Source organism: Streptomyces sp. NPDC033165 (assembly GCF_055577965.1).
In genome coordinates, this window is sequence record NZ_JBVIPK010000027.1 from 3,336 (window position 1) to 29,792 (window position 26,457).

Below are 26,457 nucleotides of genomic sequence, written 5' to 3' on the forward strand. Positions count from 1 at the left end.
ACGTACTGAGCCACTGAGCACCTCGGCGGGAAGGGGGGAAGACCGCCCCCACCAACCCCCCCCCCCCCCCCCCCCCCCCCCCCCCAACCCCCCCACCCCCCCCCCCCCCCCCGGCGCTGTGTGCATGGTGCCCGGAGGGTCAGCCCGCCGGTCGGACCTCCACCGCCGCCAGGTTCTTCTTGCCCCGGCGCAGCACCAGCCAGCGTCCGTGCAGCAGCTCCCCGGCGTCCGGCGCGACCTCGCCGTCGGCGACCTTCACATTGTTCACGTAGGCACCGCCCTCCTTGACCGTCCGGCGGGCCCCCGACTTGCTCGGCGCGAGACCGACCTCCACCAGGAGATCCACCAGCGGGCCCAGCTCGGGGACCTTGGCGTGCGGCACCTCGGACAGGGCCGCGCTCAGCGTCGCCTCGTCCAGCTCGGCCAGGTCGCCCTGCCCGAACAGCGCCTTCGACGCCGCGATCACGGCCGCGCACTGCGCACCGCCGTGCACCAGCGTCGTCAGCTCCTCGGCCAGCGCGCGCTGCGCCGAGCGGGCCTGCGGCCGATCCTCGGTCAGCTGCTCCAGCTCCTCCAGCTCCGCACGGCTCTTGAAGCTGAGGATGCGCAGGTAGCGCGAGACGTCCCGGTCGTCCACGTTCAGCCAGAACTGGTAGAACGCGTACGGAGTGGTCATCTCCGGGTCGAGCCAGACCGCGCCGCTCTCGGACTTGCCGAACTTCGTCCCGTCCGCCTTCGTCATCAGCGGCGTCGCCAGCGCGTGCACGGTGGCGCCCGGCTCAAGCCGGTGGATCAGGTCGATGCCCGCGGTGAGGTTGCCCCACTGGTCGCTGCCGCCCTGCTGGAGGGTGCAGCCGTACCGGCGGTACAGCTCCAGGAAGTCCATGCCCTGGAGCAGCTGGTAGCTGAACTCGGTGTAGCTGATGCCCTCCTGCGACTCCAGCCGCCGGGCGACCGAGTCCTTGGTGAGCATCTTGTTGACCCGGAAGTGCTTCCCGATGTCCCGCAGGAACTCGATCGCGGACATGCCCGCGGTCCAGTCCAGGTTGTTGACCATCGTCGCCGCGTTCGGGCCCTCGAAGGTGAGGAAGGGCTCGATCTGCCCCCGCAGCCGCTGCACCCAGGCGGCGATGGTCTCCGGGTCGTTCAGCGTGCGCTCGGCGGTGGGCCGCGGGTCACCGATCTGCCCCGTGGCCCCGCCGACCAGCGCGAGGGGCTTCAGCCCGGCCTGCTGGAGCCGCCGCATGGTGAGCACCTGCACCAGGTGCCCCACGTGGAGACTCGCCGCGGTCGGGTCGAAGCCGCAATAGAAGGTGACGGGACCGTCCGCGAGAGCCTTGCGCAATGCGTCCTCGTCAGTGGACTGGGCGAACAGCCCGCGCCACTTCAGCTCGTCGACGATGTCCGTCACGGTTCCGGTGCTCCTTACGAAGGGTAGAAATCCAGGGGCCAGTCTAGGCGGGTCACACGCCCGGGCTGACCGAGCTCATGTTGAAGTCCGGGATGCGCAGCGCGGGCATCGCGGCCCGGGTGAACCAGTCGCCCCACTCGCGCGGCAGCGTCCTCTCCGTACGCCCCGCCTCCGACGCCCGCGACAGCAGGTCCACCGGCGACTCGTTGAACCGGAAGTTGTTCACCTCGCCGACCACCTCGCCGTCCTCCACCAGATAGACGCCGTCCCGGGTCAGCCCGGTGAGCAGCAGTGTCGCGGGGTCCACCTCGCGGATGTACCAGAGACAGGTCAGCAGCAGCGCCCGCCCGGTCGTCGCGGCCACCATCTCCTCCAGCGACCGCTCACCGCCCCCCTCCAGCACCAGGTTGTCGATGGCCGGGTTGACCGGCAGCCCGGTGAGGCCCGCCGTGTGCCGGGTCGTCGTGAGCCGCTCCAGCTTCCCTTCCCGCACCCACTCCGTCGGGGCCAGCGGCAGCCCGTTGTCGAAGACGGAACCGCTGTCGCCGGAGGAGTGGGCGATCACGAAGGGGGCCGATTCCAGGCCCGGCGCGTACGGGTCGCTGCGCAGGGTGAGGGGGAGCGGGGCGAGCGTCTCGCCCAGCCGCGTACCGCCGCCCGGCGTGGAGAACACCGTCCGGCCCTCCACCGCGTCCCGCGCGGTCGAGGACCACAGCTGGTAGATCAGCAGGTCCGCGACGGCCGTCGGCGGCAGCAGCGTCTCGTACCGCCCGGCGGGCAGGTCGATGCGCCGCTCCGCCCAGCGCAGCCGCTGCGCCAGCTCCGCGTCCATCGCCGCCGGATCGACGTCCTTGAAGTCCCGGGTCGCCCGGCCCGCCCACGCGGAACGCGCCCGGTCCGGCGACTTCGCGTTCAGCTCCAGCGTCCCGTTCGGCTGGTCGTGGCGCAGCCGCAGCCCCGTCGACGTACCGACGTAGGTGGAGGTCAGCTCATGGTTCGCGAACCCGTACAGCTCGCGGCCGCCCGAGCGGGCCCGGGCGAAGGCGTCGCCGAGCGCCGGGGCGAAGTCCGCGAAGACCTCCGAGCCGGTCTCGGCGGGCGCGTCCGTGAAGTCGGGGGAGGCGGGCACCCCGCTGACCAGCGGCTGCGCGTCCTCCGCCGGACCCGCACCCCGCGCGGCGGCCTCGGCGGCCCGTACCAGCGGCTCCAGGTCGTCGGCGGTCACGGCGGACCGGGAGACGACACCGGACGCCGTGCCCTCGGCCCCGTCGACGGTCGCGATGACGGTCAGGGTGCGCCCCCGGGTCACCCCGTTCGTGGTGAGTGCGTTGCCCGCCCAGCGCAGATTGGCGGAGGAGTGCTCGTCGGCGATGACCACCAGGCCGTCCGTGGTGGACAGCTCAAGGGCCCGCTCGACGATCTCGTAGGGCTTGCTGACGCGGCTCATCGTCCGGCCTCCTGCGTCGTGTTGGGACTGTGCTGACCCGGGGGACGACCCCCGGACCCCCAGCCGGTTCCGTGGTCGCCGCTCATCGTCCGGCCTCCTGCGTCGTGTTGAGGATGCTGACGCCCCGGAAGAGGGCGGAGGGGCAGCCGTGCGAGACCGCCGCGACCTGGCCCGGCTGGGCCTTGCCGCAGTTGAACGCGCCGCCCAGGACGTATGTCTGGGGGCCGCCGACCTTCTCCATCGAGCCCCAGAAGTCCGTGGTCGTCGCCTGGTACGCCACATCGCGCAGCTGCCCGGCGAGGCGGCCGTTCTCGATCCGGAAGAACCGCTGCCCGGTGAACTGGAAGTTGTAGCGCTGCATGTCGATCGACCAGGACCGGTCGCCGACCACGTAGATCCCGCGCTCCACCCCGCCGATCAGGTCCTCCGTGGACAGCCCGCCCGGGTCCGGCTGGAGCGACACGTTCGCCATGCGCTGTACGGGGACATGGCCCGGCGAGTCCGCGTACGCGCAGCCGTTGGAGCGGCCGAGCCCGGTGAGCTTCGCGATCCGGCGGTCCAGTTGGTAGCCGACCAGGGTGCCGTCCTTGACCAGGTCCCAGGACTGCGCCTCGACGCCCTCGTCGTCGTAGCCGATGGTCGCGAGCCCGTGCTCGGCCGTGCGGTCGCCCGTCACGTTCATCACGGGGGAGCCGTACGCCAGCTTGCCCAGCTGGTCGAAGGTGGCGAACGAGGTCCCGGCGTACGCCGCCTCGTACCCCAGCGCCCGGTCCAGTTCGGTGGCGTGGCCGATCGACTCGTGGATGGTCAGCCAGAGGTTCGACGGGTCGACGACCAGGTCGTAGTCGCCCGCCTCGACGCTCGGTGCGCGCATCTTCTCGGCCAGCAGCCCGGGGATCTGCTCCAGCTCGGCGTTCCAGTCCCAGCCGGTGCCGGTCAGATACTCCCAGCCGCGCCCGGCCGGCGGGGCGATGGTCCGCATCGAGTCGAACTCACCGGTCGTGCCGTCCACCGCGACGGCGGTGAACTGCGGGTGGATGCGCACCCGTTGCTGCGTGGTGACGGTGCCCGCCGTGTCCGCGTAGAACTTGTTCTCGTGCACGGTCATCAGGGACGCGTCCGCATGCGCGACGCCCTTTGCGCCCAGCAGCCGCCCACTCCACTCCGCGAGCAGCGCCGCCTTCTCCTCGTCCGGTACGGAGAAGGGGTCGACGTCGTACGCGGAGACCCAGGTCCGCTCGCCGTGCACCGGCTCGTCAGCCAGTTCCACGCGCTCGTCGGAGCCCGCGGCGGCGATCACCTTCGCCGACAGCTTGGCCATCGCCACGGCCTGCGAGGCCACCTTCGCGGCCGCGTCCATCGTCAGGTCGACGCCCGAGGCGAACCCCCAGGCCCCGCCGTGCACCACCCGCACCGCGTACCCGAGATCCGTGCTGTCCGACGCGCCGGCCGGCCGGGCGTCCCGCAGCCGCCAGGAGGCGCTGCGCACCCGCTCCAGGCGGAAGTCGGCATGGGTGGCGCCGAGCGCCCGCGCCCGGGCGAGCGCCGCATCGGCGAGGGCGCGCGACGGGAGGGCCAGGAATGACTGATCTACCTCGTGGGGCACAGGGAGTTCCCTTCTCGATACACCACGGCAGTGAACCATGCCGGAGGGTGACCGCACCGGGGGATATCGCGACTGCGTGGTCCCAGCACGCAACAGTGCGGACTGTAGGAACCCCACAGCCCCCCGGACAAGCCACTGTCGGGGCCCGATTCCCCGATCGGCACACGGTACCGATAGGTTTTCGACGTACCAGACCGCCAAGGAAAGGGTGATCCGTTGAGCCGCTCGGTTCTCGTCACCGGAGGAAACCGGGGCATCGGCCTCGCCATCGCCCGCGCCTTCGCCGACAACGGCGACCAGGTCGCGATCACCTACCGCTCCGGAGAGCCTCCACAAGCCCTCACCGAGGCCGGTGTCCTCGCGGTCCGCTGCGACATCACCGACGCCGAACAGGTGGAGCAGGCCTACAAGGAGATCGAGGACAAGCACGGTCCCGTGGAAGTGCTGGTCGCCAACGCCGGTATCACCAAGGACCAGTTGCTGATGCGGATGTCGGAGGAGGACTTCACCTCCGTCCTCGACACCAACCTCACCGGCACCTTCCGCGTCGTCAAGCGCGCCAACCGTGCGATGCTGCGCGCCAAGAAGGGCCGCGTCGTCCTCATCTCCTCCGTCGTCGGCCTCCTCGGCTCGGCCGGTCAGGCCAACTACGCCGCCTCCAAGGCCGGGCTCGTCGGCTTCGCCCGGTCGCTGGCCCGTGAACTCGGTTCGCGGAACATCACCTTCAACGTCGTCGCCCCCGGTTTTGTCGACACCGACATGACCCAGGCGCTCACCGAGGAGCAGCGCAAGGGCATCGTGTCCCAGGTGCCGCTCGGCCGCTACGCGCAGCCCGAGGAGATCGCCGCCGCGGTGCGCTTCCTCGCCTCCGACGACGCGTCGTACATCACTGGAGCCGTCATTCCCGTTGACGGCGGATTGGGCATGGGTCACTGATCACCATGAGCGGAATTCTCGACGGCAAGCGCATCCTGATCACCGGGGTGCTGATGGAGTCGTCCATCGCGTTCCACGCCGCGAAGGTGGCCCAGGAGCAGGGTGCCGAGGTCATCCTCACGGCCTTCCCCCGCCCCACCCTGACCGAGCGCATCGCCAAGAAGCTGCCGAAGCCGGCCAAGGTCATCGAGCTGGACGTCACCAACCAGGAGCACCTGGACCGGCTGGCCGGTCTGGTGCGCGAGGAGCTCGGCTCCCTGGACGGCGTCGTCCACTCCATCGGCTTCGCGCCGCAGGACGCGCTCGGCGGCAACTTCCTCAACACGCCGTTCGAGTCGGTCGCCACCGCGATGCACGTCTCGGCGTTCTCGCTGAAGTCGCTGGCCATGGCCTGCAAGCCGCTGATGAGCGAGGGCGGCTCGATCGTCGGCCTCACCTTCGACGCCCAGTACGCCTGGCCGCAGTACGACTGGATGGGCCCGGCCAAGGCCGCCCTGGAGGCCACCTCCCGCTACCTCGCCCGTGACCTGGGCAAGGACGGGCTGCGCTGCAACCTGATCTCCGCCGGACCGATCGGTTCCATGGCCGCCAAGTCCATCCCGGGCTTCTCCGAGCTGGCCGACGTCTGGAACACCCGCGCTCCGCTGGCCTGGGACATGAACGACCCGGAGCCGGCCGGCCGCAGCATCGTCGCCCTGCTCTCCGACTTCTTCCCGCGCACGACGGGCGAGATCATCCACGTCGACAGCGGCGTGCACATGATGGGCGCCTGACCCGTACGGAACCGCTGGTCACCCAGCCCGTACGGAACCCCGGTCCTCGGCCTCCGGCCGCGTACCCTCCCCGGCTTTCCCGGGCGGTACGCGGCCGGAGGCCGTTACGGTGCGTGGCCCCGCCGCCGCTCAGGTCGAAAAGCCGACCGATCCACCGCAGAATGTGGAGGAACCGGACTTCTTGTCAGGCTGCGGGAGGGAGACCGTTGTGCGCCCCACGCGTCGCCGAACCCGTCTCCTGCTGGCCGCATCGGTCGCGGTCGCGGCCCTCGCCGTACCGCTGGGAGTCCACGCCGCCCGCGGCGCCGACTCCGGTACGGCCGACTCCGGTACGGGAGAGGCGCCCCCGAAACCCGAACCGGCAGGCTCCGAGTGCCGTACGTCCATCGAGGGCTCCCGGGTCGTCGCGTACTGCCACAACCCCTACCCGTCCACCGACCTGGTGCAGCTGCACGCCGAGTGCGAGCGCTGGTGGGACGTGGACGCGGACGGCGCGGCGGTCGCGGTGGAGCCCGGTCGGACCGTACGGCTGGAGGACCGCTGCTGGAAGGAGGTCGCGGCGGCCTGGGTCAGCCACCGCCCGGCCCCGCTGTGAGGGCCCGGGCGGGCTACACCCGGTCCGCGAGGCAGTTCAGCGCGTGGCCCGCCGCCTCGGCCGCCGCCGTCTCCGCGTCCCCGGCCCGGATCGCCTCGACCAGCCGGGCGTGGTCCATGTGGTTCTCCGGCCGCAGCTCAGGACCCACGTCGCCGCGCAGATAGTCGCGCAGCAGATCCCCCAGGTCGGCGTAGAGCTCCGTCAGTACGTCGTTGTGCGAGGCGGCGACGACCGCCAGGTGCAGCGTCGCGTCGGCCGCCACGAACGCCTCCGCGTCGCCCGAGGCCCAGGCCTCCTCGCGCCGCGCCATCAGCGTGTCCAGCTGCCGCAGATCCCGCTCGGTGCGCCGGGCGGCCGCCAGCCGGGCCGCCGACGACTCAAGCGTCGAGCGGAGCTCCGCGATGTGACGGGGGTCGGCGGCCGCGAAGCGGCGGTGCATCACCCCGGCCAGCTCGCTCGTGGCGATCACATAGGTGCCCGACCCCTGCCGGATGTCGAGCAGCCCGTTGTGCGCGAGGGCCCGTACGGCCTCGCGCACGGTGTTGCGAGCCACCCCCAGCTGCTCGACCAGCTCGGGCTCGGTCGGGATCCGCGAGCCGACCGGCCACTCGCCCGAGGTGATCTGGTTCCGCAACTGGGCGATCACCTGGTCGGAGAGTGCCGAACGCCGTGGAGACGTGAGCGCCATGGTGCTCCTTGCTCGTGAGCTGTCAGGTCCGGGCCGAATTCTCTCAGGGGAGCCGAGGGACCCGGAGGATCGGCGGGATTGGACAATCAATCATCCCATGATTCTATGATGACTCCATGCCGGACGAGACACAGACCCCGACCCTGAACCGCGGCCCCGCCGCACGCACACCCCACGACCCCCGCGCCCCGCGGCTCCCCGGTACGGGCGAGGCCCCCGCGCCCTGGCTGCTGCGCCTGATCGCCGTGGGACTCGTCCTGGCCGCCCTGAACCTCCGCCCCGCGATCACCAGCCTCGGCGCCCTCCTCGAAGAGGTCCGCGAGGGGCTGCACATGAGCGGCAGCGTGGCCGGTGTCCTCACCTCCGTGCCGCCGCTCTGCTTCGCGGTCTTCGGGGTCATGGCACCGCGCCTCGCCCGCCGCTTCGGCGCGGGCACCGTCGTCTGCGCGGGCATGGCGGCCATCGCGGCCGGTCTGGTGATCCGCCCGTACGCCGGCTCCACCGCCGGATTCCTGGCCGCCAGCGCGCTGGCCCTCATGGGCATCGCCGTCAGCAACATCCTGATGCCGGTGATCGTCAAGCGCTGGTTCCCCGACCGCGTCGGCACCATGACCGGCCTGTACTCCATGGCCCTGGCCCTCGGCACCGCCCTGGCCGCCGCCGTCACCGTCCCGCTCACCGGCGCACTCGGCGGCAACTGGCAGTCCGGCCTGGCGATCTGGGCCGTGCTCGCCGCCCTCGCGGTCCTGCCCTGGATCGTCCTCGTGCGCGACCGCACCCCCGCCCCCGACCAGCCCGGAAGCCGTCCGGCGGGGGCACCCGGGGCGGCCGGGGACCGTCCGGCGGGGGCGTCCGGCATCCGCCGCGCCGACCAGCCCGCCACCGTCCCCACCGGGGCATCCGGCATCGGTCCCGCCGAAGCGCCCCCGCTTCGGATCGCCCGCAGCCGGACCGCCTGGGGCCTCGCCTTCTTCTTCGGGCTCCAGGCCACCGCCGCGTACATCACCATGGGCTGGATGCCGCAGATCTTCCGCGACGCCGGGGTCTCCGCGGGCACGGCGGGCGTCCTGCTCGCGGTCACCATGGCGATGGGCGTCCCGCTCGCCTTCGTCATCCCCCGCGTCGCCTCCCGGCTCAAGCAGCAGGGCCCCATCGTCGTTGTCCTCGGCCTGTGCGGCCTGATCGGTTACGGGGGCCTCTACCTCGCCCCGGCCGCCGGGGCCTGGGCCTGGGCGCTGCTCCTCGGCGTGGCCAACTGCGCCTTCCCGCTGGCCCTCACGATGATCGGCATGCGGGCGCGGACCGGCGCGGGCGTGGTCCGGCTGTCCGCCTTCGCCCAGTCCACCGGCTATCTGCTCTCGATTCCGGGCCCGCTGCTCGTTGGCGTGCTCTACCAGCACAGCGGCGGCTGGGGGCTGCCGATCGCCCTGATGGCGGGCCTGATGATTCCCCAGATGGTGGCCGGAATCCTGGCCGGCCGGGACCGGACGATCGAGGACGAGTGCTGAGATGCGAGACTGGCCCCATGCCAGTGCTCGATCCGAATCCTCAGAACGGCCAGAAGAAGCTTCTCCTCGTGTTCGGGGCGATGATTCTCGTGACCGTGGTCATCGGTGTGATCGCCGCGATCGCCTCCCCCTGACGTCCCTCGGTCCCCGGGGGTGGGGCTGGCCCCAGCATCCCCTAGGGGGCCAGGGTCAGGGGGAAGTGGGTGGGTCACCGGATGGGACCGGCTGCCTCCGAACCGTAGGTTCTTCGGTAACGACCGACGACCCGAAGCCCCACGGAGGCGGACATGGCGACACCGACGCACCCAAGGTCCCCCCGGCCCGCCGCGGACGGCGTCGAGGTCCGGCTGCCCTGGTGGGCCGTGGCCCTGCCCGCCGTCGCGTTCGCCGCTCTCCTTCTGATGATCATCAACCCCGGGCAGGCCCACGCCGCCACGAGCGATCCTGCGGTCGGACGGCTGATCGAGCACACGTTCCACTTGCTCGCCCGCTGAGGCAAAGGCACCCCCCGGACCCCCGGACCAGCGCGTCAACTCCCCGGACGAGCACGTCAACACCCTGCGCCACAGGCCGCATTTCATGCGAAGCTGAGGTGTATGAGCGTCGAGACACCTCGCAGGATCGTCCTTCTCCGGCATGCCAAGGCGGAATGGTCACAGGCTTCCGATCATGAGCGTCCGCTGGCCGAGCGCGGCCGCAAGGACGCGCCCGTGGCCGGCCGCAGGCTCGCCGACTCCGGCATCGATTTCGATCTGGCCCTCTGCTCCAGCGCCGTCAGGACGCGGGAGACCTGGAAGCTGGCGGTCCATGAATTCGCCCAGCGCCCCCGGACCGTCTACGAGGAGAGGCTGTACGAGGCCTCCCTCGGCGACCTGATCGCCCTGTTCAACGAGACCCCGGACGACGTCCGCAACCTGCTGGTCATCGGCCACAACCCCGGGATGCACGGAGCCGCCGACGCCCTCTCCGGATCGGCCGAGGGTGACACCCTGGCCAGGATGACCCGGGACGGATTCCCGACGGCGGCCTACGCCGTGGTGGAGTTCCCCGGCTCCTGGAAGAGCGTGGAGCACGGGGCGGGCAAGCTCACGGAGTACTGGACGCCGAACGACTGAACAGCACGCACCGGTCACGACCGCGCACAGGGCCCCGGCACCTTCTCGGTGCCGGGGCCTCTTCCCGTAAGCCTGCATGCCTGAGCCGGTGAGCCCGCACGCCCGTGGAGCCCGCAGACCCGCGGGTGTCAGTCGACGAGGCCGTCCGCCGCCTCGACCTCTTCGCGGGTGATGCCGAGCAGATAGAGCACGGTGTCCAGGAACGGCACGTTCACCGCGGTGTGCGCCGCCTCTCGGACCACCGGCTTGGCGTTGAACGCCACGCCGAGCCCGGCGGTGTTCAGCATGTCGAGGTCGTTCGCCCCGTCCCCGATGGCCACCGTCTGCGCCAGCGGAACCCCCGCCTGCTCGGCGAAGCTGCGCAGCAGCCGGGCTTTGCCCGCCCGGTCCACGACATCGCCGACGACCCGCCCGGTGAGCTTGCCGTCCACCACCTCCAGGGTGTTGGCCGAGGCGAAGTCGAGGCCGAGTCGTTCCTTCAGGTCATCCGTGACCTGGGTGAACCCTCCGGAGACGACGCCCACTTGGTACCCGAGCCGCTTCAGCGTACGGATCAGGGTGCGGGCGCCGGGGGTGAGCCGTACCTCGGCGCGGACCTTGTCCACCACCGAGACGTCCAGGCCCGCCAGCAGCGCGACCCGGGCGTGCAGCGACTGCTCGAAGTCCAGCTCGCCGCGCATCGCCTGCTCGGTCACCTCGGCGACCTTGTCCTCGCAGCCCGCGTGCGCCGCGAAGAGCTCGATCACCTCGTCCTGGATCAGCGTGGAGTCGACGTCCATGACCACCAGGCGCTGGGCCCGGCGGCTCAGCCCGGCCGAGACCACCGCGACGTCCACACCGATCTCCGCGGCCTCGGTCGCCAGCGCGGTCCGCAGCTCCTCGGTCCCGGTCCCCGACACCGCGAACTCGACGGCGGTGACCGGGTACTTCGCCAGCCGGAAGATACGGTCGATGTTCCCGCCGGTCGAGGTGATGGTGGCCGCTATGGCGGCGGTCGACTCGGCGGTGAGCGGGTGCCCCAGCACGGTCACATGGGAACGGCCGTCCCCGCGGGGGCGGTTGTCGCCGATGCCCGAGATGATCTCGGCCTGGAGCTTCAGGGAGTCGGCCCAGCTGTGCACGGTCGCCCGCAGGTCGCCCTCGGTCGTCCCGCCCGCGGCGGGCGCGGTGACCAGGGCGCACAGCACGATGCGGCCACGGGTGACGACCTGCTCGATGTCCACGACGTCGACCGCGTACGCGGCGAGGGTGTCGAAGAGCCCGGCGGTGATCCCGGGCCGGTCCTTGCCGAAGATCTTGACCAGCAGGGTGGGTGCGTCGCTGCCCGGGAGGGGCTGAGGCGACGCGGGTGACTGAGGTGGCTGAGATGCGCTCATGGTGGTTCCCACCGTATCGGTCCGGCCGCCCGCCCCGACTGCCCGTCCCGAGTGCCGGACGGAAAACCGTGAGGCTCCGCGTGCGGCAGTCGGGAGCGATCCGCGCCCAAAAACACGGGGATCCGTGCCCGGGAACACGGAGATCCGCGCCCAAGGGCTGGGGATTCGCGCCCGGGGACACAGGGATACGCGCCCGGGGACGCGCGGACCCCGCAGATCTGGCCGGTACAAGTCTTGCGCTCGGCCGCTCCGGGTGTCCCGTATAGCCCGTTATGAAATCACTGAAGCTTCACCAGGCGGTAAGAGCACCTTCATTCGTTCTTCTCCCGTTCCGGGGTGGTTTTCCTGCCGGGGCCGGAGCCTCTGAGCAGCTCTCCGCGCGGTCTTCACCCTCCCGACTTTCGGATCGGGGGCCGACCCTGGAATAGTTCCCCACGATGTTCAGCATCCCTAGACTCCCTGCGACGGGGGTAACACGGGGGACAACTAGTGGGGCGCGGAGTGCCGGAACTCGTACTGGAATTGAATGGCAGCACCTGGACGCTCGATCCGTCCAGGCCGTACACCCTCGGACGTGATCCGCAGGGCGACCTGACGATCGACGACGCCAGGGTGTCGTGGCGGCACGCCACGATCAGCTGGAACGGCCGCAGTTGGTCCATCGAGGACCACGGCAGCACCAACGGCACCTATATGCAGGGCCAGCGGATTCAACAGGTGGAAATCGGCCCCGGCTCCGTGCTGCACCTGGGCAACGCCACCGACGGCCCCCGGGTGAGCCTCACGGCCGCCGCGGGCGCGGGTGTCGGCGGCGGCCAGGGGGCCGGCGCCCAGCAGGCTCCGCACCAGCAGCCCCAGGGCGGCGGCGCGGGCTGGCCCGGACACCAGCAGCCCCCGGCCCACCAGGCTCCGGCCCACCAGGCCCCGCCCCAGCAGCAGGCCTGGCAGCAGCCGCAGGCGCCTCAGCAGCAGGTGCCGCACCAGCAGCCCCCGGCCCACCAGGCCCAGCACCAGCAGGTGCCGCACCAGCAGAACCCGGCGCATCCGGGCGGACCGGGACAGGGCGCCGCCGCGGGCGCGCCGCCGGTCTACGGTGACCGCAGCCCGACCACGTTCCACCAGCTGGCCCTCGGCCGGGTCATGCGCATCGGTCGTGCGCTGGAGAACGAGCTGGTCGTCTCCGACCTCCAGGTCTCCCGCAACCACGCCGAGTTCCACGCGACGCCCGACGGCCGCTTCGAGATCCGCGACCTCGGCTCGCACAACGGCACGTACGTCAACGGTCTGCCGCTCCAGAAGTCCGGCTCGGCGCTCATCGGCCCGAACGACATCGTCGGCGTCGGTCACTCGACGTTCCGGCTGGTCGGGGACCGGCTGGAAGAGTTCGTCGACACCGGTGAGGTCTCCTTCTCCGCCCGCCACCTCACGGTGACGGTCGACGGCGGGAAGCAGATCCTCAAGGACGTCTCCTTCGGCGTCCCGGAGAAGTCGCTGATCGCGGTCATCGGCCCCTCCGGCTCCGGAAAGTCCACCCTGCTCAAGGCGCTCACCGGCTACCGGCCCGCCAACCAGGGTGACGTCCTCTACGACAACCGGAACCTGTACAAGCAGTTCGCCGAGCTGCGCCAGCGCATCGGTCTGGTCCCGCAGGACGACATCCTGCACAAGGAACTGACCGTCACCAAGGCCCTCAAGTACGCGGCCAAGCTCCGCTTCCCCGCGGACACCACCGAGGCCGAGCGCCAGTCCCGGATCACCGAGGTCCTCGCCGAGCTCAAGCTCGACATCCACAAGGACAAGAAGATCACCTCGCTCTCCGGCGGCCAGCGCAAGCGAGTCTCGGTCGCCCTGGAGCTGCTCACCAAGCCCTCGCTGATCTTCCTGGACGAGCCGACCTCCGGCCTCGACCCGGGCATGGACCGCGACGTCATGCAGCTGCTGCGCGGCCTCGCCGACGACGGCCGCACGGTACTGGTGGTCACGCACTCGGTCGCCGAGCTGGCGATCTGCGACAAGCTCCTCGTGATGGCGCCCGGCGGTTCCGTCGCCTACTTCGGTCCGCCGGAGGAAGCACTGAACTTCTTCGGCTACACCACCTGGGCCGACGTCTTCTCCGCCTTCGAGAACTACCGCGACTACGACTGGGCGGGCCGCTGGCGCGGTTCGCAGCACTACCAGATGTACGCCGCCGACATCGACGCGGTCGCGGCCCAGCCGGTCAACATGCCGCCCCCGCAGCAGATGCGCCCGCCGAAGCCGCAGGGCTGGATGGCTCAGCTGTGGACGCTGATCCGGAGGTACTCCTCCGTCATCGCGTCCGACAAGGGCTTCATGGGTCTGATGCTGATCCTGCCCGCCGTGCTGGGCGTGGTCAGCGTGGTCATCCCGGCGGAGTTCGGTCTCGCCGAGCCCGACCCGCCGTCCCGGTTCAACGGCAAGGCCGGAACGATCATGCTGATCCTCGCGGTCGGCATGTGCTTCTCCGGCGCCGCCAACTCCGTACGAGAGCTGATCAAGGAACGGGTCATCTACGAACGGGAACGGGCCACCGGCCTGTCCCGATCCGCGTACCTGATGTCCAAGGTGATCGTCCTCGGCGTGATCACCGCCTTCCAGGGCGTGATCATCTGCGGCATCGGCTTCGCCACCCGCGATCTGCCGGCGGAGGGCCTGATCATGCCCCCGGCCGTCGAGATCTGCCTCTCGATCATCGTGCTGGGCTTCACCTCGATGATGTTCGGCCTGGTCATCTCCTCGCTGGTGAAGACCGCCGAGAAGACCATGCCGCTGCTGGTCATGTTCGCGATCGTCCAGGTCGTCTTCACCGGCGTGCTCTTCCAGGTGTACGGATCGCCTGGCCTGGAGCAGTTCGCCTGGCTGATGCCGTCCCGCTGGGCGATGGCCGCGGCCGGCACCACCCTGGACCTGGCGCACCTGATGCCGCCGTGGGACCCGAAGAACCCCACCGATCTCGACCCGCTGTGGGAGCACACCGCGAGCCAGTGGGGCATCAACATCACCGTCCTGCTCGCGCTCGGCGTGATCTGCGGCATCGCGGTGGCGCGCCTCCTGCGCCGCCACGAGCCCGAGGTCATGCGCAAGTAGTACCGGTCGCGACATGCCGGAGGGCGGCACCCCGCGGGGTGCCGCCCTCCGGCATGTGTACTGCGGCCCGAGTACTGCTGGGATCAGTACGCGCCGTTCACGTTGTCCATGGAGCCGTAGCGGTCGGCCGCGTAGTTGCAGGCGGCGACGATGTTGGCGACCGGGTCGTACAGGTCCTTCTTGGTGCCCGCCACGTGGTAGCGGTCGAAGGTGGGCTGGATCACCTGGAGCAGGCCCTTGGAGGGGACGCCGTTGCGGGCGTTGATGTCCCAGTTGTTGATGGCCCAGCGGTTACCGCTGGACTCCCGCATGATGTTGCGGTGGATCCCGTCGTAGGAGCCCGGGATGCCTTCCTTCTTCATGATCGCCATGGCCTCGCGGATCCAGCCGTCGAGGTTGTTGGCGTAGACGGGCTTGCGCGCGGTGGAGCGGCTGGCGGCCTCGGACTCGCGCTTCTTCGCGTCGGCCTTGGCCTGGGCGGCCTTGGCCTTGGCGGCGGCAGCGGCCTTGGCCTTCGCCTCGGACGCGGCCTTGGCCTTCGCAGCGGCGGCCTTGGTCTTGGCGGCGGCCTTCGCCTTGGCGGCGTCGGCGGCCTTCACCAGCTGCTCAGCGGTGGAGTGCTGCTCGATCATGCTGTTCTGCACGGTCTTGGCCTGTGCGGATCCTGCGGCGGCGGTGAGAGCCACGGGCGCAGCGGCGGCTGCTGCCTGCGGAGCAATCTCGGCCTCGGCGTTCGACGGGACGAGCGAGAAGGTCAGGGCGGCGACGCCCAGGGCCGACACACCGGCCACGGAGATCTTCTGGACCTTGTTCAGACGACGAAGACGACTGGGAATGCGGTTCGCGGACATGCAGGGATACCTCTTCGAATGCTCAGGTGTCCTCACGGAGGACGAGACCGGAGGTGGTGGCGCGTACCTCCGTCGGGGACGAGGGCAATTCTTAGCGGCCGCAAAATGCTGTGGCAAAGGTGTGACGTACGAAGGCAGGTAGTGGAGCGGGTGCGGGGAGGGGGTCCCGTTCGCCCGAAATAACCCCCGCTCGCGCTGGCCTTAAAACGCCTTTATGTGTCAACTAGGGACGTTCGTAAGTGACGTGGGCCCTATGCCCGGGCTCACATCGGCGGGGTAACAGTCTCACCACTCGTTGCTGAAGCAATCCGGAGCGTTACGTTCCTCATTCGGTGGGACGGGATGGACGTCCCCGAACTCGTGCCAGAGGCGCCGCTCCCGGAGTGCCGCCCCGTACGTGCGGCGCAGCGCCGCGCGCCCGGTCACCGCCTCCGGCGTCAGCAGGTGCCAGGGCCGTCGGCCTGCCCGCCCGTCCACCACCCGTCCCCCCCGCCCCCCTCTGCGGCGTCGCCACCAGATCCGGCGCTCAGCCCTGTGGGCGTTCGGTACCCCAGCTTCCGCGCCGCCGGCGCCCCGGCCGGCGTGTGCCCCAGCCCCTTCGAACCGCCCGTGATCACCGCCGCCGGCATCGTGACGGTCCCCTCCGTTCGCTCCTCGGCGTCCGCCGGGAGGACCCCGGCGGCTTCACCGTAGGAAGCGCGCTGCCCGCCGCGCCTCGCCCGCGAGCTGCACCCGTACCCGTACCCGGCACGTAGACAGGCCCCGGGCAGCCCCGGCCCATGGGGTCCTCAAGTCCTAGGACCTTCGCCCGAGGAGACCGGTGGCCCGGGCCCTAGGCCTCCCGCCCGTCCGCCACCGTCCCCCGCCCGATACGGCCGCGCGGCCCCCGCCGGTACGGTGATCCCATGAGTCATCGCCCACCGTCGGGCCTCGCCGCGGTGAGTGCCGCGCTGCTCGCCATGAGCCGGCACCTCGAAGTGGGCGACGTCCTCAAGACGATCGTCGCCTCCGCCCGCGAGCTGCTGGACGCCCAGTACGCGGCCCTCGGCGTCCCGGACGACCACGGGGGCTTCGCCCAGTTCGTGGTCGACGGGGTCAGCGACGAGCAGTGGAAGGCCATCGGCCCCCTGCCCCGGCAGCACGGCATCCTCGCCGCGATGCTGCACCAGGCGAAGCCCGAACGCCTGGCCGACGTCCGCGAGGACCCCCGCTTCGAGGGCTGGCCCGACGCCCACCCCGACATGTCCGACTTCCTCGGCCTGCCCATCATGGACGGCGACGAGATCATCGGCGCCCTGTTCCTCGCCAACAAGCAGTGCCCCAGGCCCGACGGCGGCTGCGGATTCACCGCCGAGGACGAGGAACTCCTCTCGACCCTCGCCCAGCACGCGGCCATCGCCCTGACCAACGCCCGCCTCTACGAGCGCAGCCGTGAGCTGACCATTGCCGAGGAGCGCTCTCGCCTCGCCCACGAGCTGCACGACGCGGTCAGCCAGAAGCTGTTCTCGCTCCGCCTCACCGCCCAGGCCGCCACCGCCCTCGTCGACCGCGACCCGGCCCGCGCCAAGGGCGAGCTCCAGCAGGTCGCCGCCCTCGCCGCCGAAGCGGTCGACGAGCTACGGGCCGCCGTCGTGGAGCTGCGCCCCGCCGCGCTCGACGAGGACGGGCTCATCGCCACGCTCCGCACCCAGATCCAGGTCCTGGACCGGGCGCACACCGCCGAGGTCGCCTTCGAGAGCCGCGGGGTGCGCGCGCTGCCCGCCGCCCAGGAGGAAGCGCTGCTCCGGGTCGCCCAGGAGGCCCTGCACAACGCCCTGCGCCACTCCGGCGCGGAACGCGTGAGCGTCACCCTGGCCCGGCACGGCCCCGCGACCGTCCTGCGCGTCACCGACGACGGCCGGGGCTTTGACCCCACCGCTGTCCGGCGGGCCGGCCGCCACCTCGGCCTCGTCTCCATGCGCCACCGGGCGAGCAGCGTCGGCGGCCGACTCACCGTTGCCTCGGAGCCCGGCAAGGGCGCCACGATCGAGATGGAGGTCCCCGGTGGCTGACAAGATCATCAGGGTGCTGCTGGTCGATGACCACCAGGTGGTCCGCCGTGGTCTGCGTACGTTCCTGGAGATCCAGGACGACATAGAGGTCGTCGGCGAGGCGTCCGACGGCGCGGAGGGAGTCGCCCGGACCGAGGAGCTCCGTCCCGACGTGGTCCTGATGGACATCAAGATGCCGGGCACCGACGGCATCGAGGCCCTGCGTCGGCTGCGCGAGCTCGACAACCCGGCCAAGGTCCTCATCGTCACGAGCTTCACCGAACAGCGCACGGTGGTCCCCGCACTGCGCGCCGGAGCCTCCGGTTACGTCTACAAGGACGTCGACCCGGACGCACTGGCCGGGGCGATCCGCTCGGTCCACGCGGGGCACGTCCTTCTCCAGCCGGAGGTCGCCGGCGCGCTCCTCGCCGACGACAACACGGGCACCGGGACGGGCCGGGGGAGCACCCTGACCGAACGGGAACGCGAAGTCCTCAGCCTCATTGCGGACGGACGTTCGAACCGTGAGATCGCCCGTGCTCTCGTCCTCTCCGAGAAGACGGTCAAGACCCACGTCTCGAACATCCTGATGAAGCTCGATCTGGCGGACCGGACCCAGGCCGCGCTGTGGGCGGTACGCCACGGAGCCGCGGGCTGAGGCGTGCCGGGCGGCCGACGGTCCGACAGGGTTCCCCACCGGACCGAGATTCATACTGTCGGGTGTATGTCACCCGTACGGCGCATCCTTCCGGGCTGCAAGGCGTTCTCCAGGGCGTGCTGCGGCGGCTTGCCGCAGCCTCTCTAGGAGGAACCTGAAGTGAAGAACCTGAAGAAGGCCGCTGCCGTCACGATGATCGCCGGCGGGCTCATCGCCGCCGGTGCCGGTGCTGCCTCCGCCACGGGCCACAGCGGCGCCGACGCCCACGGCCTGGCCACCCACTCCCCGGGTGTCGCCAGCGGCAACCTGGCCCAGGTCCCGGTCGCCATCCCGGTCAACGCGGTCGGCAACACCGTCAACGTGGTCGGCCTGCTCAACCCGGCCTTCGGCAACCTCGGCCTGAACCACTGACCCAAGCTCCACCCCGAAAGCCGGACACCCTTCCATCCCCAAGGGCCCGTCCGGCTTTCGCCGTACCGCCCCCGCGCCCCACCCCCACTGTCCCGGGCCCGCTCCACCTGGTGCAACAGGTCTGCCACCTCACTCCAGCCCGTCCGGCGACCCCACCCCAACTGGTCCGGCTCCCCCTTCCAGGCCGTCCGGCGTTTGAGGACGGAGCCCTGGCTCCGGGGCCCGCCCGCCCACCGGCACCCCCGCCCTGGGCCCTATCCCGTCCCGCCCGGGCCACCCACCCCAGCCCGTCCGGCGTTTGAGGACGGAGCCCCGCACTCGGCCCCCGAGCGCAACGGGCGGCCAGCCCAACCGCGCCCCAGCCCAACCGCGCCCCCAGCCCGTCCGGCGTACGAGGACAGAGGGCGCAGAGGGCAAACGCCCGCGGGCCTACCGCCGAACCTCCCCGCCCTCCACATACGCGTTGTACGCCGCCACCTGAGCCCGCCGAGCCACCCGCTCCACCGGCCGCAACGCCTCCCCCCGCGCCGCGATCTCCGACGCGCTCACCGCACCGCCGTGCCCGTTCTCGTACGCCACCGAGACCAGCAGCCCCACCCGCTGCGCCATCTCCAGCACCCGCGCCGCCCGCGGCGGATACCCGGGCGCCAGCACATCGCGCACCCGCCCCCGCTCCGTTCGCGCCCGGTACGCGTCCACCGCCGCCTCCGCAACCGGCCCGGACCCGGCCACGTCCAGCCGGGAGAGCACCGCCGTCGCATCCCGCAACGCCTCGGCCAGCTCCCGCTCCGCCTCGCCCAGCGACGGGACATCCGCCGGCGGCGCCTCCCGTACCGGCAGCACCCGCCACACCACCTCGACGTGCAGATCCCCCTCCGGACCCACTTCGCTCACCTCCGGCACCAGCCCGTACGGCACCCCGTACGCGACCACCGCCTCCTCCGCCTCCAGCGCACGCGCGTTGAAGTCGGGCGGACCGCTCAGCCCCAGCGGATGCCCCGGCACCGGCAGTGCCACCCGGAAACCGGACGCCCCCAGCCCCCGCAACCGGCCGAGCGCCAGCGTGAGCCCGACCGGCCCCGCCTCACCCGGCAGCCCCTCGACGCGGTGCACCGCGTCCTCCCCGACAATCGCGAGGGCCGCTTCGTCCGGCGAGACAAGTCCCGCGAGAAGCGCGTTTCCCCAGGCGGCCAACAACCCTGAACGTGGTTCGACAAGCATGGCGACAGCCTAGGGAACGCCCGGCCGATGCACGGGGTACGGACCTCACGCCCGGACCGCTCGCGCGGTGGCGTAGGTTTTCCCTGGGAGCCGTGCCCACCGGCACGCGACGATCGACGAGACTGCATGGGGAGACAACGCGCTCATGAGCGATGTACTGGAGCTGGTGGACGTATCCGTGGTCCGCGACGGACGCGCTCTGGTGGACGACGTCTCCTGGTCGGTCAAGGAGGGGGAGCGCTGGGTCATCCTGGGCCCCAACGGGGCCGGCAAGACGACCCTCCTCAACCTCGCGTCCAGCTACCTCTTCCCCAGCAGGGGAACGGCCACCGTCCTCGGTGAGCAGCTGGGCGGCGTCGGCACCGACGTCTTCGAGCTGCGCCCCCGGATCGGCATGGCGGGCATCGCGATGGCCGACAAGCTGCCCAAGCGCCAGACCGTGCTGCAGACGGTCCTCACCGCCGCGTACGGCATGACCGCCACCTGGCACGAGAACTACGAGGCCGTCGACGAGGAGCGCGCCCGCGCCTTCCTGGACCGCCTCGGCATGACCGAGTACCTGGACCGCAAGTTCGGCACGCTCTCCGAAGGAGAGCGCAAGCGCACGCTCATCGCCCGCGCCATGATGACCGACCCCGAGCTGCTGCTCCTCGACGAGCCCGCCGCCGGACTCGACCTCGGCGGCCGCGAGGACCTCGTCCGCCGCCTCGGCCGCCTCGCCCGCGACCCGTTCGCGCCCTCCATGATCATGGTGACCCACCATGTCGAGGAGATCGCACCCGGGTTCACCCACGTCCTGATGATCCGCCAGGGCAAGATCCTCGCGGCGGGTCCGATGGAGACCGAGCTCAGCTCCCGCAACCTCTCGCGCTGCTTCGGCCTGCCGCTCGTCGTCGAGCACACCGGCGACCGCTACACCGCCCACGGCCTCCCCCTGACCTGAGTACCTGATCACCCCGTAACCCGCTTCACCCACCTTGCCCAGCCCACCCGGCCACCGTCTCACCGCAGTTGGCCACCCGTGCGCCCTGTCGGTGACGGTCCGACAGTCCTACGATGACCAGGTGGACATCGACGCATGGGTGTGGTGGCTGATCGGCGCGGTGGGACTGGGTATTCCCCTCGTCCTGACCGCGATGCCCGAATTCGGCATGTTCGCCGTCGGAGCGTTGGCCTCATCGGTCATCGCCGCCCTCGGGGGTGCGGTCGTCGCCCAAGTGCTGGTCTTCGTCGTGGTGTCGGTCGCACTGATCGCCGTCGTGCGCCCGATCGCCGCGAGACACCGGGCCGGACAGGCCGGTCAGGCCAGCGGTATCGACGCCCTGAAGGGGCGTCAGGCAGTCGTGCTGGAACGGGTATCCGGCTCCGGCGGCCGCATCAAGCTCGCCGGTGAGGTCTGGTCGGCCCGCTCGCTCGACGACGGACAGGTCTTCGAACCCGGCAGTCAGGTCGATGTCGTCGACATCGACGGAGCGACGGCCGTCGTCATGTGACCGAGCTGCCATGTGACCGAACGGCCCACGAGGCGGACCGAGTTCTGCGAGACTCGAAGTCGATCATGTTGATCAACCGAAGGACACGAGAGACACGATGCAACCGATCATCATCGTCCTGATCATTCTGGTGGTGCTCGTCTTCATCGCCCTGATCAAGACGATCCAGGTCATCCCCCAGGCCAGTGCCGCCATCGTGGAGCGCTTCGGCCGCTACACCCGCACCCTGAACGCGGGCCTGAACATCGTCGTCCCGTTCATCGACTCGATCCGCAACCGGATCGACCTCCGTGAACAGGTCGTGCCCTTCCCGCCGCAGCCGGTGATCACCCAGGACAACCTGGTCGTCAACATCGACACCGTCATCTACTACCAGGTGACCGACGCACGAGCCGCCACCTACGAAGTCGCCAGCTACATCCAGGCGATCGAGCAGCTCACCGTCACCACCCTCCGCAACATCATCGGCGGCATGGACCTGGAGCGCACCCTCACCTCCCGCGAGGAGATCAACGCCGCCCTGCGCGGCGTCCTCGACGAGGCGACCGGCAAGTGGGGCATCCGCGTCAACCGCGTCGAGCTCAAGGCGATCGAGCCGCCGACCTCCATCCAGGACTCGATGGAGAAGCAGATGCGCGCCGACCGCGACAAGCGCGCCGCGATCCTCACCGCCGAGGGCATCCGGCAGTCCCAGATCCTCACCGCCGAAGGCGAGAAGCAGTCCGCGATCCTGCGCGCCGAAGGTGAGGCCAAGGCCGCAGCCCTGCGCGCCGAGGGTGAAGCCCAGGCCATCCGGACGGTGTTCGAGTCCATCCACGCCGGAGACCCGGACCAGAAGCTGCTCTCGTACCAGTACCTCCAGATGCTTCCGAAGATCGCCGAGGGCGACGCCAACAAGCTCTGGATCGTGCCCAGCGAGATCGGCGACGCCCTCAAGGGCCTCAGCGGAGCCTTCGGGAACCTCGGAGGCGGCATGCCCGGCTTCAACACCGGCGGCAACGGCAACGGCGGCAACTCCGGTGCCCCCGCGGTGGAACGACGCGAAGACCCCCCGGTCCACTGACACCCAACGCCTTCGTGCATGATCAGTGAGGCCCCTCGACCTTTATGGCGGGGAGGCGTCACTGACCATCGAAGGAGATGGCCTTGTCCATCTGGGAAATACTCGCGGTCTTCGCGGCCGGAGTCGGTGCGGGCACGATCAACACGATCGTTGGCTCGGGCACCCTGATCACCTTCCCCGTCCTGCTCGCCACCGGCCTCCCGCCGGTCACCGCGACCGTGTCCAACGCACTCGGCCTCATCCCCGGCTCCATCAGCGGAGCCATCGGCTACCGCAAGGAACTGGCCGGGCAACGCCGACGCGTCCTCAAACTGAGCGTCGGCGCGGCCGTCGGCGGCCTCACCGGGGCGACCCTCCTGCTCGCCCTGCCCTCGACGGCCTTCGAGACGATCGTCCCGGTCCTGGTCGCGCTCGCCCTGGTCCTGGTGATCCTGCAACCCCGCATCAGCAAAGCCGTACAGCGCAGCCGCGAACACACCGGCACCACCGCTCGCCCCGACGGCGGCCCGCTCCTCTTCGTCGGACTGATGCTCGCCAGCGTCTACGGCGGCTACTTCACCGCCGCCCAGGGGATCATCTACCTCTCCCTGATGGGCATGCTGCTCGACGACACCATGCAGCGCCTCAACGCCGTGAAGAACGTCCTGGCCGCCGTCGTCAACAGCATCGCCGCGCTGTTCTTCCTCTTCGTCGCACACTTCGACTGGACGGCCGTCCTCCTGATCGCCGTCGGCTCGGCCATCGGCGGCCAGATAGGCGCCAAGGTCGGCCGCCGCCTCAGCCCCACCGTCCTGCGCGCCCTCATCGTCGCCGTCGGCACGGTGGCCATCGTCCAGCTGCTGCTCCGCTGACATACGTGGGCCCGCCCCCTCACAGGGACGGGCCCACACCAACCACACACGGCGTACGTCGAGTACGCCACGGCCCCACGCAGCCGCGCGCGACCTCCGTGCGCTACGCCACCGCTGCTCCGTCCAGCCACTCGGGAAGTGCCGCCCGGTCACCTGCGCCCATCGCCAGCAGCATCGCCTCGGCGGGGGAGGGGACGAACGGCTGCTTCAGCAGCGGCATCCCCGCCTGCTGCGGCGTCCGGGCCGCCTTGCGGTGGTTGTCCTCGGCGCAGGAGGCCACCGTGTTCAGCCAGGTGTCCTGCCCGCCCTGGGCACGCGGCACCACATGGTCGACGGTGGACGCCCGCCGCCCGCAGTACGCGCACCGGTACTGGTCCCGTACGAGCACGCCCCTCCTGGACCACGGGGCCTGTCTTCGGAACGGCACCCGTACATACCGGCAGAGCCTGATCACCCGGGGCGCCGGGATGTCCACGGCGGCACCACGCATACGGAGCTCGGGATGCGACTGCTCGACGACGGCCTTGTCCGTCAGGATCAGGACCACCGCACGGTTGAGCGTCACTGTCGACAGCGGCTCGAAGCTCGCATTGAGAACCAGCGTGTCACGCATCCTGCCCACCTCCCGTGTGCCGCCCGCCCCCTGGCAGGCCCGGATCAACTCTGGCTGGGCAGGCCGCGATGGACAACGCAATAAAAAATGCCCTGCTCTGGTCTCTCCAAGACCAGAGCAGGGCAAACAGCAAACGAACTAATCGCCGACAGGAGCCTCGTACTCACCGATCAGCTGAGCACGCCCCAGCGTGTGGAACCGGAGGTTGAACCCGACCACGGCGGGCGACGCGTCACTGTCGACCCCGAGCTTCTCGGTGTCCACCGCGTACACGGTGAACACATAGCGGTGGTTCTCCCCGGCCGGCGGCGCGGCACCGCCGAAGTCCTTCGACCCGTAGTCGTTACGGGCCTGCACGGCCCCCTCCGGCAGCCCCGCGAACGCCCCGCTGCCCGCACCGGCCGGCAACTCGGTCACCGACGCCGGGATGTCGAAGAGCACCCAGTGCCAGAATCCGCTCCCCGTCGGCGCGTCCGGGTCGAAACACGTCACGGCGAAGCTCTTGGTGCCCTCCGGGAACCCGTCCCACCGCAGCTGCGGCGAAGTGTTCCCGGCCGCAAGCACCTGAGCGTCGCCCAGCACGGCCCCCGGCGCGAGATCGTCGCTCACCAACGTGAACGCCGGAACCTCCGGATGGAAATCGTGCGGCAGCGGGGCCCTCTTCGGCTCGGTCACGTCTCGTACCTCTCCTGATCGGCTCGTCTGCCGGAGAGCGGCTCCCCAGCCGCCCGCCGCGCAGGTCTTCGGCAGGTTTCCCCACCCGACCCTAGGGCCTGTCGCCCTAGAGCCAGTTGCGCTGACCGCCGACCTGGGCCAGCCACTGGTTGAGGTACGCCGCCCAGTCCGTCCGGTGGTAGTCGTGCAGCCCCACCTGGAACGCCCGGTAGGAGTCGCTGCCCTGGCTGAACAGCCCCGGCTTCTTGTCCATCTCCAGGACGACGTCCATCTCGCGGTCGTCGGCGACGAACGTCAGCTCCACCTGGTTCAGCCCGCGGTACTGCGTCGGCGGAACGAACTCGATCTCCTGGTAGAACGGCAGCCGCTGACGCGTACCGCGGATGTGACCCCGCTCCATGTCCGCGCTGCGGAAGCCGAAGCCCAGCTGGCCGAAGGCGTTGAGGATGGCCTCCTGCGCCGGCAGCGGGTGCACGTTGATCGGGTCCAGGTCACCGGAGTCCAGCGCGCGGGCGATCTCCAGCTCGGTGGTCACCCCGATGTTCATTCCGCGCAGCTGCTGGCCGCCGAACATCGTGACCGGCGTCTCCCAGGGAATCTCCAGGCCGAACGGCACCACATGCACCGCGCCCGCCTGGACCTCGAAGGCCCCGCCGAGCTGAAGCTTGGTGAACTCGATGTCCTGCTTGGTCTCCTGGTCCCCGCTCTCGACCTCGACCCGCGCCTGGAGCCCGACATTGAGCCCCTCGATCTGCTGCGGCACCGATCCGCCCTGAATGCGAACCTCGCCCTGGACGACCCCACCGGGGACGACGTTCACCTCGGTGAGCTCGGTCTCCACCGACGCGCCACCGGCACCCATGCTCGCGAGCAGCCGCTTGAAGCCCATAGTCACTCCTTCTAGGTCCTGACCCCTACATACGCGCCACGACCGTAGCCGGTTCCCGTGCGGGCGACCCCAGTACCCTCGGACCCCATGACCACGAGCCCCGACCGCGCACCCCTCACGCGCGACTTCTTCGACCGCTGCGTCCTGGAGGTCGCCCCCGACCTCCTGGGCCGAACCCTGGTCCGGCACAGCGCGGCGGGCACGATCGAGCTGCGCCTGACCGAGGTAGAGGCGTACGCCGGTGAGGTCGACCCGGGCTCGCACGCCTTCCGCGGCCGGACCCCCCGCAACAGCGTGATGTTCGGCCCGCCCGGTCACACGTACGTCTACTTCACGTACGGGATGTGGCACTGCCTCAACCTGGTCTGCGGCCCGGAAGGCCGGGCGAGCGGGGTCCTGCTCCGGGCTGGCGAGGTCAAGGTCGGCGCCGGCCTCGCCCGCGAGCGGCGCATCTCGGCCCGCAGCGACAAGGAACTGGCCAAAGGCCCAGCCCGCCTGGCCACCGCCCTCGACGTCGACCGAGAGCTGAACGGCAGCGACCTCTTCGACGGCCCCGCCCCCGCCCTGTCCGTACTGCACGGCACCCCGCCACCCCGTGCCCTGGTACGCAGCGGCCCCCGCACGGGCGTGGGCGGCGACGGGGCCCACCAGCCCTGGCGCTTCTGGATCGACGGGGACCCCACGGTGAGCCCGTACCGCGCCCACACGCCACGCCGTCGGGCGAGCCGCAGGACAACTTGACGCACCCTCGGCGGACGCCTAATGTAGTCCGAGCCGCTTGACACGGGTACAGCTGTCGGCACGGTCCCTCGGACCGGACCGAGCCACTCGGAGCGGCCACACCACTACCTACGACTCACCCTGGCGGGTGCGAATTCGGCGTGCCCGTAATTCGCTCGACAGGCTCGATTATGAGCTGCCAAGGGAATCGGCTAACGTAGTGAACACGCCGAAAGGCAAAGGCCCTCCACAGGCCGCCGGAAATCGAATTCGGACCGGAAACGGAACGAAAAAGAGTCTGGTAAAGTTGGAACCGCCGGAAAGGGGAAACGCGAAAGCGAAGAACCTCGAAAGCACCCCGCTTCGACCGGGAATCGGACACGAAAGAGTCTGATAGAGTCGGAAACGCAAGAACGAAGGGA

General features: G+C 70.5%; 26 protein-coding genes. 16 read left to right on the forward strand and 10 right to left on the reverse strand.

Features of this window, described 5'->3' with window-relative positions:
* Positions 1-139: 139 nt before the first annotated feature.
* The 3 genes from tyrS to ACZ5WC_RS32585 all read right to left on the reverse strand — a co-directional run bounded on the left by tyrS (position 140) and on the right by ACZ5WC_RS32585 (position 4,464).
* On the reverse strand, positions 140-1,411 hold the full coding sequence (gene tyrS, locus ACZ5WC_RS32575) for a tyrosine--tRNA ligase (RefSeq protein WP_468544205.1): 1,272 nt from the start codon (positions 1,409-1,411) through the stop codon (positions 140-142).
* Positions 1,412-1,463: 52 nt separating this feature from the next.
* Complete coding sequence (locus ACZ5WC_RS32580) at positions 1,464-2,858, reverse strand: metallopeptidase TldD-related protein (RefSeq protein WP_468544206.1); 1,395 nt, start codon at positions 2,856-2,858, stop codon at positions 1,464-1,466.
* Positions 2,859-2,940: 82 nt separating this feature from the next.
* A complete protein-coding gene (locus tag ACZ5WC_RS32585; RefSeq protein ID WP_468544207.1) occupies positions 2,941-4,464 on the reverse strand; it encodes a TldD/PmbA family protein in 1,524 nt (507 codons plus the stop codon).
* Between the two features lie 216 nt (positions 4,465-4,680).
* Between ACZ5WC_RS32585 and fabG the strand changes: the two genes are divergently transcribed.
* From fabG to ACZ5WC_RS32600, 3 genes are all read left to right on the forward strand, one after another.
* The gene (fabG, locus tag ACZ5WC_RS32590) at positions 4,681-5,400 is read left to right on the forward strand and encodes a 3-oxoacyl-[acyl-carrier-protein] reductase (RefSeq protein ID WP_096628214.1); all 720 of its coding nucleotides are present in this window, start codon (positions 4,681-4,683) and stop codon (positions 5,398-5,400) included.
* A 5-nt stretch (positions 5,401-5,405) separates the two neighbouring features.
* The gene (gene fabI / locus ACZ5WC_RS32595) at positions 5,406-6,173 is read left to right on the forward strand and encodes an enoyl-ACP reductase FabI (protein ID WP_468544208.1); all 768 of its coding nucleotides are present in this window, start codon (positions 5,406-5,408) and stop codon (positions 6,171-6,173) included.
* A gap of 208 nt (positions 6,174-6,381) precedes the next feature.
* Positions 6,382-6,768: a hypothetical protein gene (locus ACZ5WC_RS32600; RefSeq protein WP_468544209.1), complete on the forward strand. Its 387-nt coding sequence runs from the start codon at positions 6,382-6,384 to the stop codon at positions 6,766-6,768.
* 13 nt (positions 6,769-6,781) lie between these two features.
* On the opposite strand, the gene ACZ5WC_RS32605 is transcribed toward ACZ5WC_RS32600, so the two are convergent.
* Complete coding sequence (locus ACZ5WC_RS32605; RefSeq protein ID WP_468544210.1) at positions 6,782-7,456, reverse strand: FadR/GntR family transcriptional regulator; 675 nt, start codon at positions 7,454-7,456, stop codon at positions 6,782-6,784.
* A 116-nt stretch (positions 7,457-7,572) separates the two neighbouring features.
* Between ACZ5WC_RS32605 and ACZ5WC_RS32610 the strand changes: the two genes are divergently transcribed.
* From ACZ5WC_RS32610 to ACZ5WC_RS32625, 4 genes are all read left to right on the forward strand, one after another.
* On the forward strand, positions 7,573-8,964 hold the full coding sequence (locus ACZ5WC_RS32610; protein WP_468544211.1) for a CynX/NimT family MFS transporter: 1,392 nt from the start codon (positions 7,573-7,575) through the stop codon (positions 8,962-8,964).
* A 17-nt stretch (positions 8,965-8,981) separates the two neighbouring features.
* Entirely contained in the window at positions 8,982-9,098 is a 117-nt protein-coding gene (locus ACZ5WC_RS32615; protein WP_096628221.1) for an SGM_5486 family transporter-associated protein, read from the forward strand.
* Positions 9,099-9,251: 153 nt separating this feature from the next.
* On the forward strand, positions 9,252-9,458 hold the full coding sequence (locus tag ACZ5WC_RS32620) for a hypothetical protein (RefSeq protein WP_468544212.1): 207 nt from the start codon (positions 9,252-9,254) through the stop codon (positions 9,456-9,458).
* A 102-nt stretch (positions 9,459-9,560) separates the two neighbouring features.
* On the forward strand, positions 9,561-10,079 hold the full coding sequence (locus ACZ5WC_RS32625) for a SixA phosphatase family protein (protein WP_468544213.1): 519 nt from the start codon (positions 9,561-9,563) through the stop codon (positions 10,077-10,079).
* A 128-nt stretch (positions 10,080-10,207) separates the two neighbouring features.
* On the opposite strand, the gene serB is transcribed toward ACZ5WC_RS32625, so the two are convergent.
* Positions 10,208-11,455 (reverse strand): phosphoserine phosphatase SerB, encoded by a 1,248-nt coding sequence (serB, locus tag ACZ5WC_RS32630; RefSeq protein ID WP_468544214.1) that lies wholly within the window; start codon positions 11,453-11,455, stop codon positions 10,208-10,210.
* Between the two features lie 489 nt (positions 11,456-11,944).
* On the opposite strand from serB, the gene ACZ5WC_RS32635 reads away from it, so the two are divergent.
* A complete protein-coding gene (locus ACZ5WC_RS32635) occupies positions 11,945-14,560 on the forward strand; it encodes an ABC transporter ATP-binding protein/permease (RefSeq protein ID WP_468544215.1) in 2,616 nt (871 codons plus the stop codon).
* A gap of 83 nt (positions 14,561-14,643) precedes the next feature.
* Here the strand turns inward: ACZ5WC_RS32635 and ACZ5WC_RS32640 are convergent, their stop codons facing one another.
* The gene (locus ACZ5WC_RS32640; protein ID WP_468544216.1) at positions 14,644-15,411 is read right to left on the reverse strand and encodes a transglycosylase SLT domain-containing protein; all 768 of its coding nucleotides are present in this window, start codon (positions 15,409-15,411) and stop codon (positions 14,644-14,646) included.
* 905 nt (positions 15,412-16,316) lie between these two features.
* Here ACZ5WC_RS32640 and ACZ5WC_RS32645 point away from each other — a divergent pair.
* From ACZ5WC_RS32645 to ACZ5WC_RS32655, 3 genes are all read left to right on the forward strand, one after another.
* The gene (locus ACZ5WC_RS32645; RefSeq protein ID WP_468544217.1) at positions 16,317-17,462 is read left to right on the forward strand and encodes a GAF domain-containing sensor histidine kinase; all 1,146 of its coding nucleotides are present in this window, start codon (positions 16,317-16,319) and stop codon (positions 17,460-17,462) included.
* A complete protein-coding gene (locus tag ACZ5WC_RS32650) occupies positions 17,455-18,099 on the forward strand; it encodes a response regulator (protein WP_096628233.1) in 645 nt (214 codons plus the stop codon). The genes ACZ5WC_RS32645 and ACZ5WC_RS32650 overlap by 8 nt, the downstream gene beginning before the upstream one ends.
* 159 nt (positions 18,100-18,258) lie before the next feature.
* Positions 18,259-18,510 (forward strand): chaplin, encoded by a 252-nt coding sequence (locus ACZ5WC_RS32655; protein ID WP_468544218.1) that lies wholly within the window; start codon positions 18,259-18,261, stop codon positions 18,508-18,510.
* 429 nt (positions 18,511-18,939) lie between these two features.
* Here the strand turns inward: ACZ5WC_RS32655 and ACZ5WC_RS32660 are convergent, their stop codons facing one another.
* Positions 18,940-19,731, reverse strand: a complete 792-nt coding sequence (locus ACZ5WC_RS32660; protein WP_468544219.1) for a hypothetical protein — start codon at positions 19,729-19,731, stop codon at positions 18,940-18,942.
* 145 nt (positions 19,732-19,876) lie between these two features.
* Here ACZ5WC_RS32660 and ACZ5WC_RS32665 point away from each other — a divergent pair, with 145 nt between their 5' ends.
* The 4 genes from ACZ5WC_RS32665 to ACZ5WC_RS32680 all read left to right on the forward strand — a co-directional run bounded on the left by ACZ5WC_RS32665 (position 19,877) and on the right by ACZ5WC_RS32680 (position 23,138).
* Positions 19,877-20,674, forward strand: a complete 798-nt coding sequence (locus ACZ5WC_RS32665) for an ABC transporter ATP-binding protein (protein WP_468544220.1) — start codon at positions 19,877-19,879, stop codon at positions 20,672-20,674.
* A gap of 121 nt (positions 20,675-20,795) precedes the next feature.
* Positions 20,796-21,224, forward strand: a complete 429-nt coding sequence (locus ACZ5WC_RS32670) for an NfeD family protein (protein ID WP_468544221.1) — start codon at positions 20,796-20,798, stop codon at positions 21,222-21,224.
* A 97-nt stretch (positions 21,225-21,321) separates the two neighbouring features.
* The gene (locus ACZ5WC_RS32675) at positions 21,322-22,287 is read left to right on the forward strand and encodes an SPFH domain-containing protein (protein WP_468544222.1); all 966 of its coding nucleotides are present in this window, start codon (positions 21,322-21,324) and stop codon (positions 22,285-22,287) included.
* Positions 22,288-22,370: 83 nt separating this feature from the next.
* The gene (locus ACZ5WC_RS32680; protein ID WP_096628255.1) at positions 22,371-23,138 is read left to right on the forward strand and encodes a sulfite exporter TauE/SafE family protein; all 768 of its coding nucleotides are present in this window, start codon (positions 22,371-22,373) and stop codon (positions 23,136-23,138) included.
* A 103-nt stretch (positions 23,139-23,241) separates the two neighbouring features.
* Here the strand turns inward: ACZ5WC_RS32680 and ACZ5WC_RS32685 are convergent, their stop codons facing one another.
* The 3 genes from ACZ5WC_RS32685 to ACZ5WC_RS32695 all read right to left on the reverse strand — a co-directional run bounded on the left by ACZ5WC_RS32685 (position 23,242) and on the right by ACZ5WC_RS32695 (position 25,315).
* Positions 23,242-23,751, reverse strand: a complete 510-nt coding sequence (locus ACZ5WC_RS32685) for an HNH endonuclease (RefSeq protein WP_468544223.1) — start codon at positions 23,749-23,751, stop codon at positions 23,242-23,244.
* 138 nt (positions 23,752-23,889) lie between these two features.
* Positions 23,890-24,426: a YbhB/YbcL family Raf kinase inhibitor-like protein gene (locus ACZ5WC_RS32690; RefSeq protein WP_468544224.1), complete on the reverse strand. Its 537-nt coding sequence runs from the start codon at positions 24,424-24,426 to the stop codon at positions 23,890-23,892.
* A 106-nt stretch (positions 24,427-24,532) separates the two neighbouring features.
* Positions 24,533-25,315 carry a sporulation protein gene (locus tag ACZ5WC_RS32695; RefSeq protein ID WP_096628248.1) on the reverse strand — a complete coding sequence of 261 codons (783 nt, stop codon included), beginning with the start codon at positions 25,313-25,315 and terminating at the stop codon, positions 24,533-24,535.
* An 87-nt stretch (positions 25,316-25,402) separates the two neighbouring features.
* On the opposite strand from ACZ5WC_RS32695, the gene ACZ5WC_RS32700 reads away from it, so the two are divergent.
* Positions 25,403-26,056 (forward strand): DNA-3-methyladenine glycosylase, encoded by a 654-nt coding sequence (locus tag ACZ5WC_RS32700; protein ID WP_468544225.1) that lies wholly within the window; start codon positions 25,403-25,405, stop codon positions 26,054-26,056.
* The last annotated feature ends 401 nt before the right edge of the window (positions 26,057-26,457 follow it).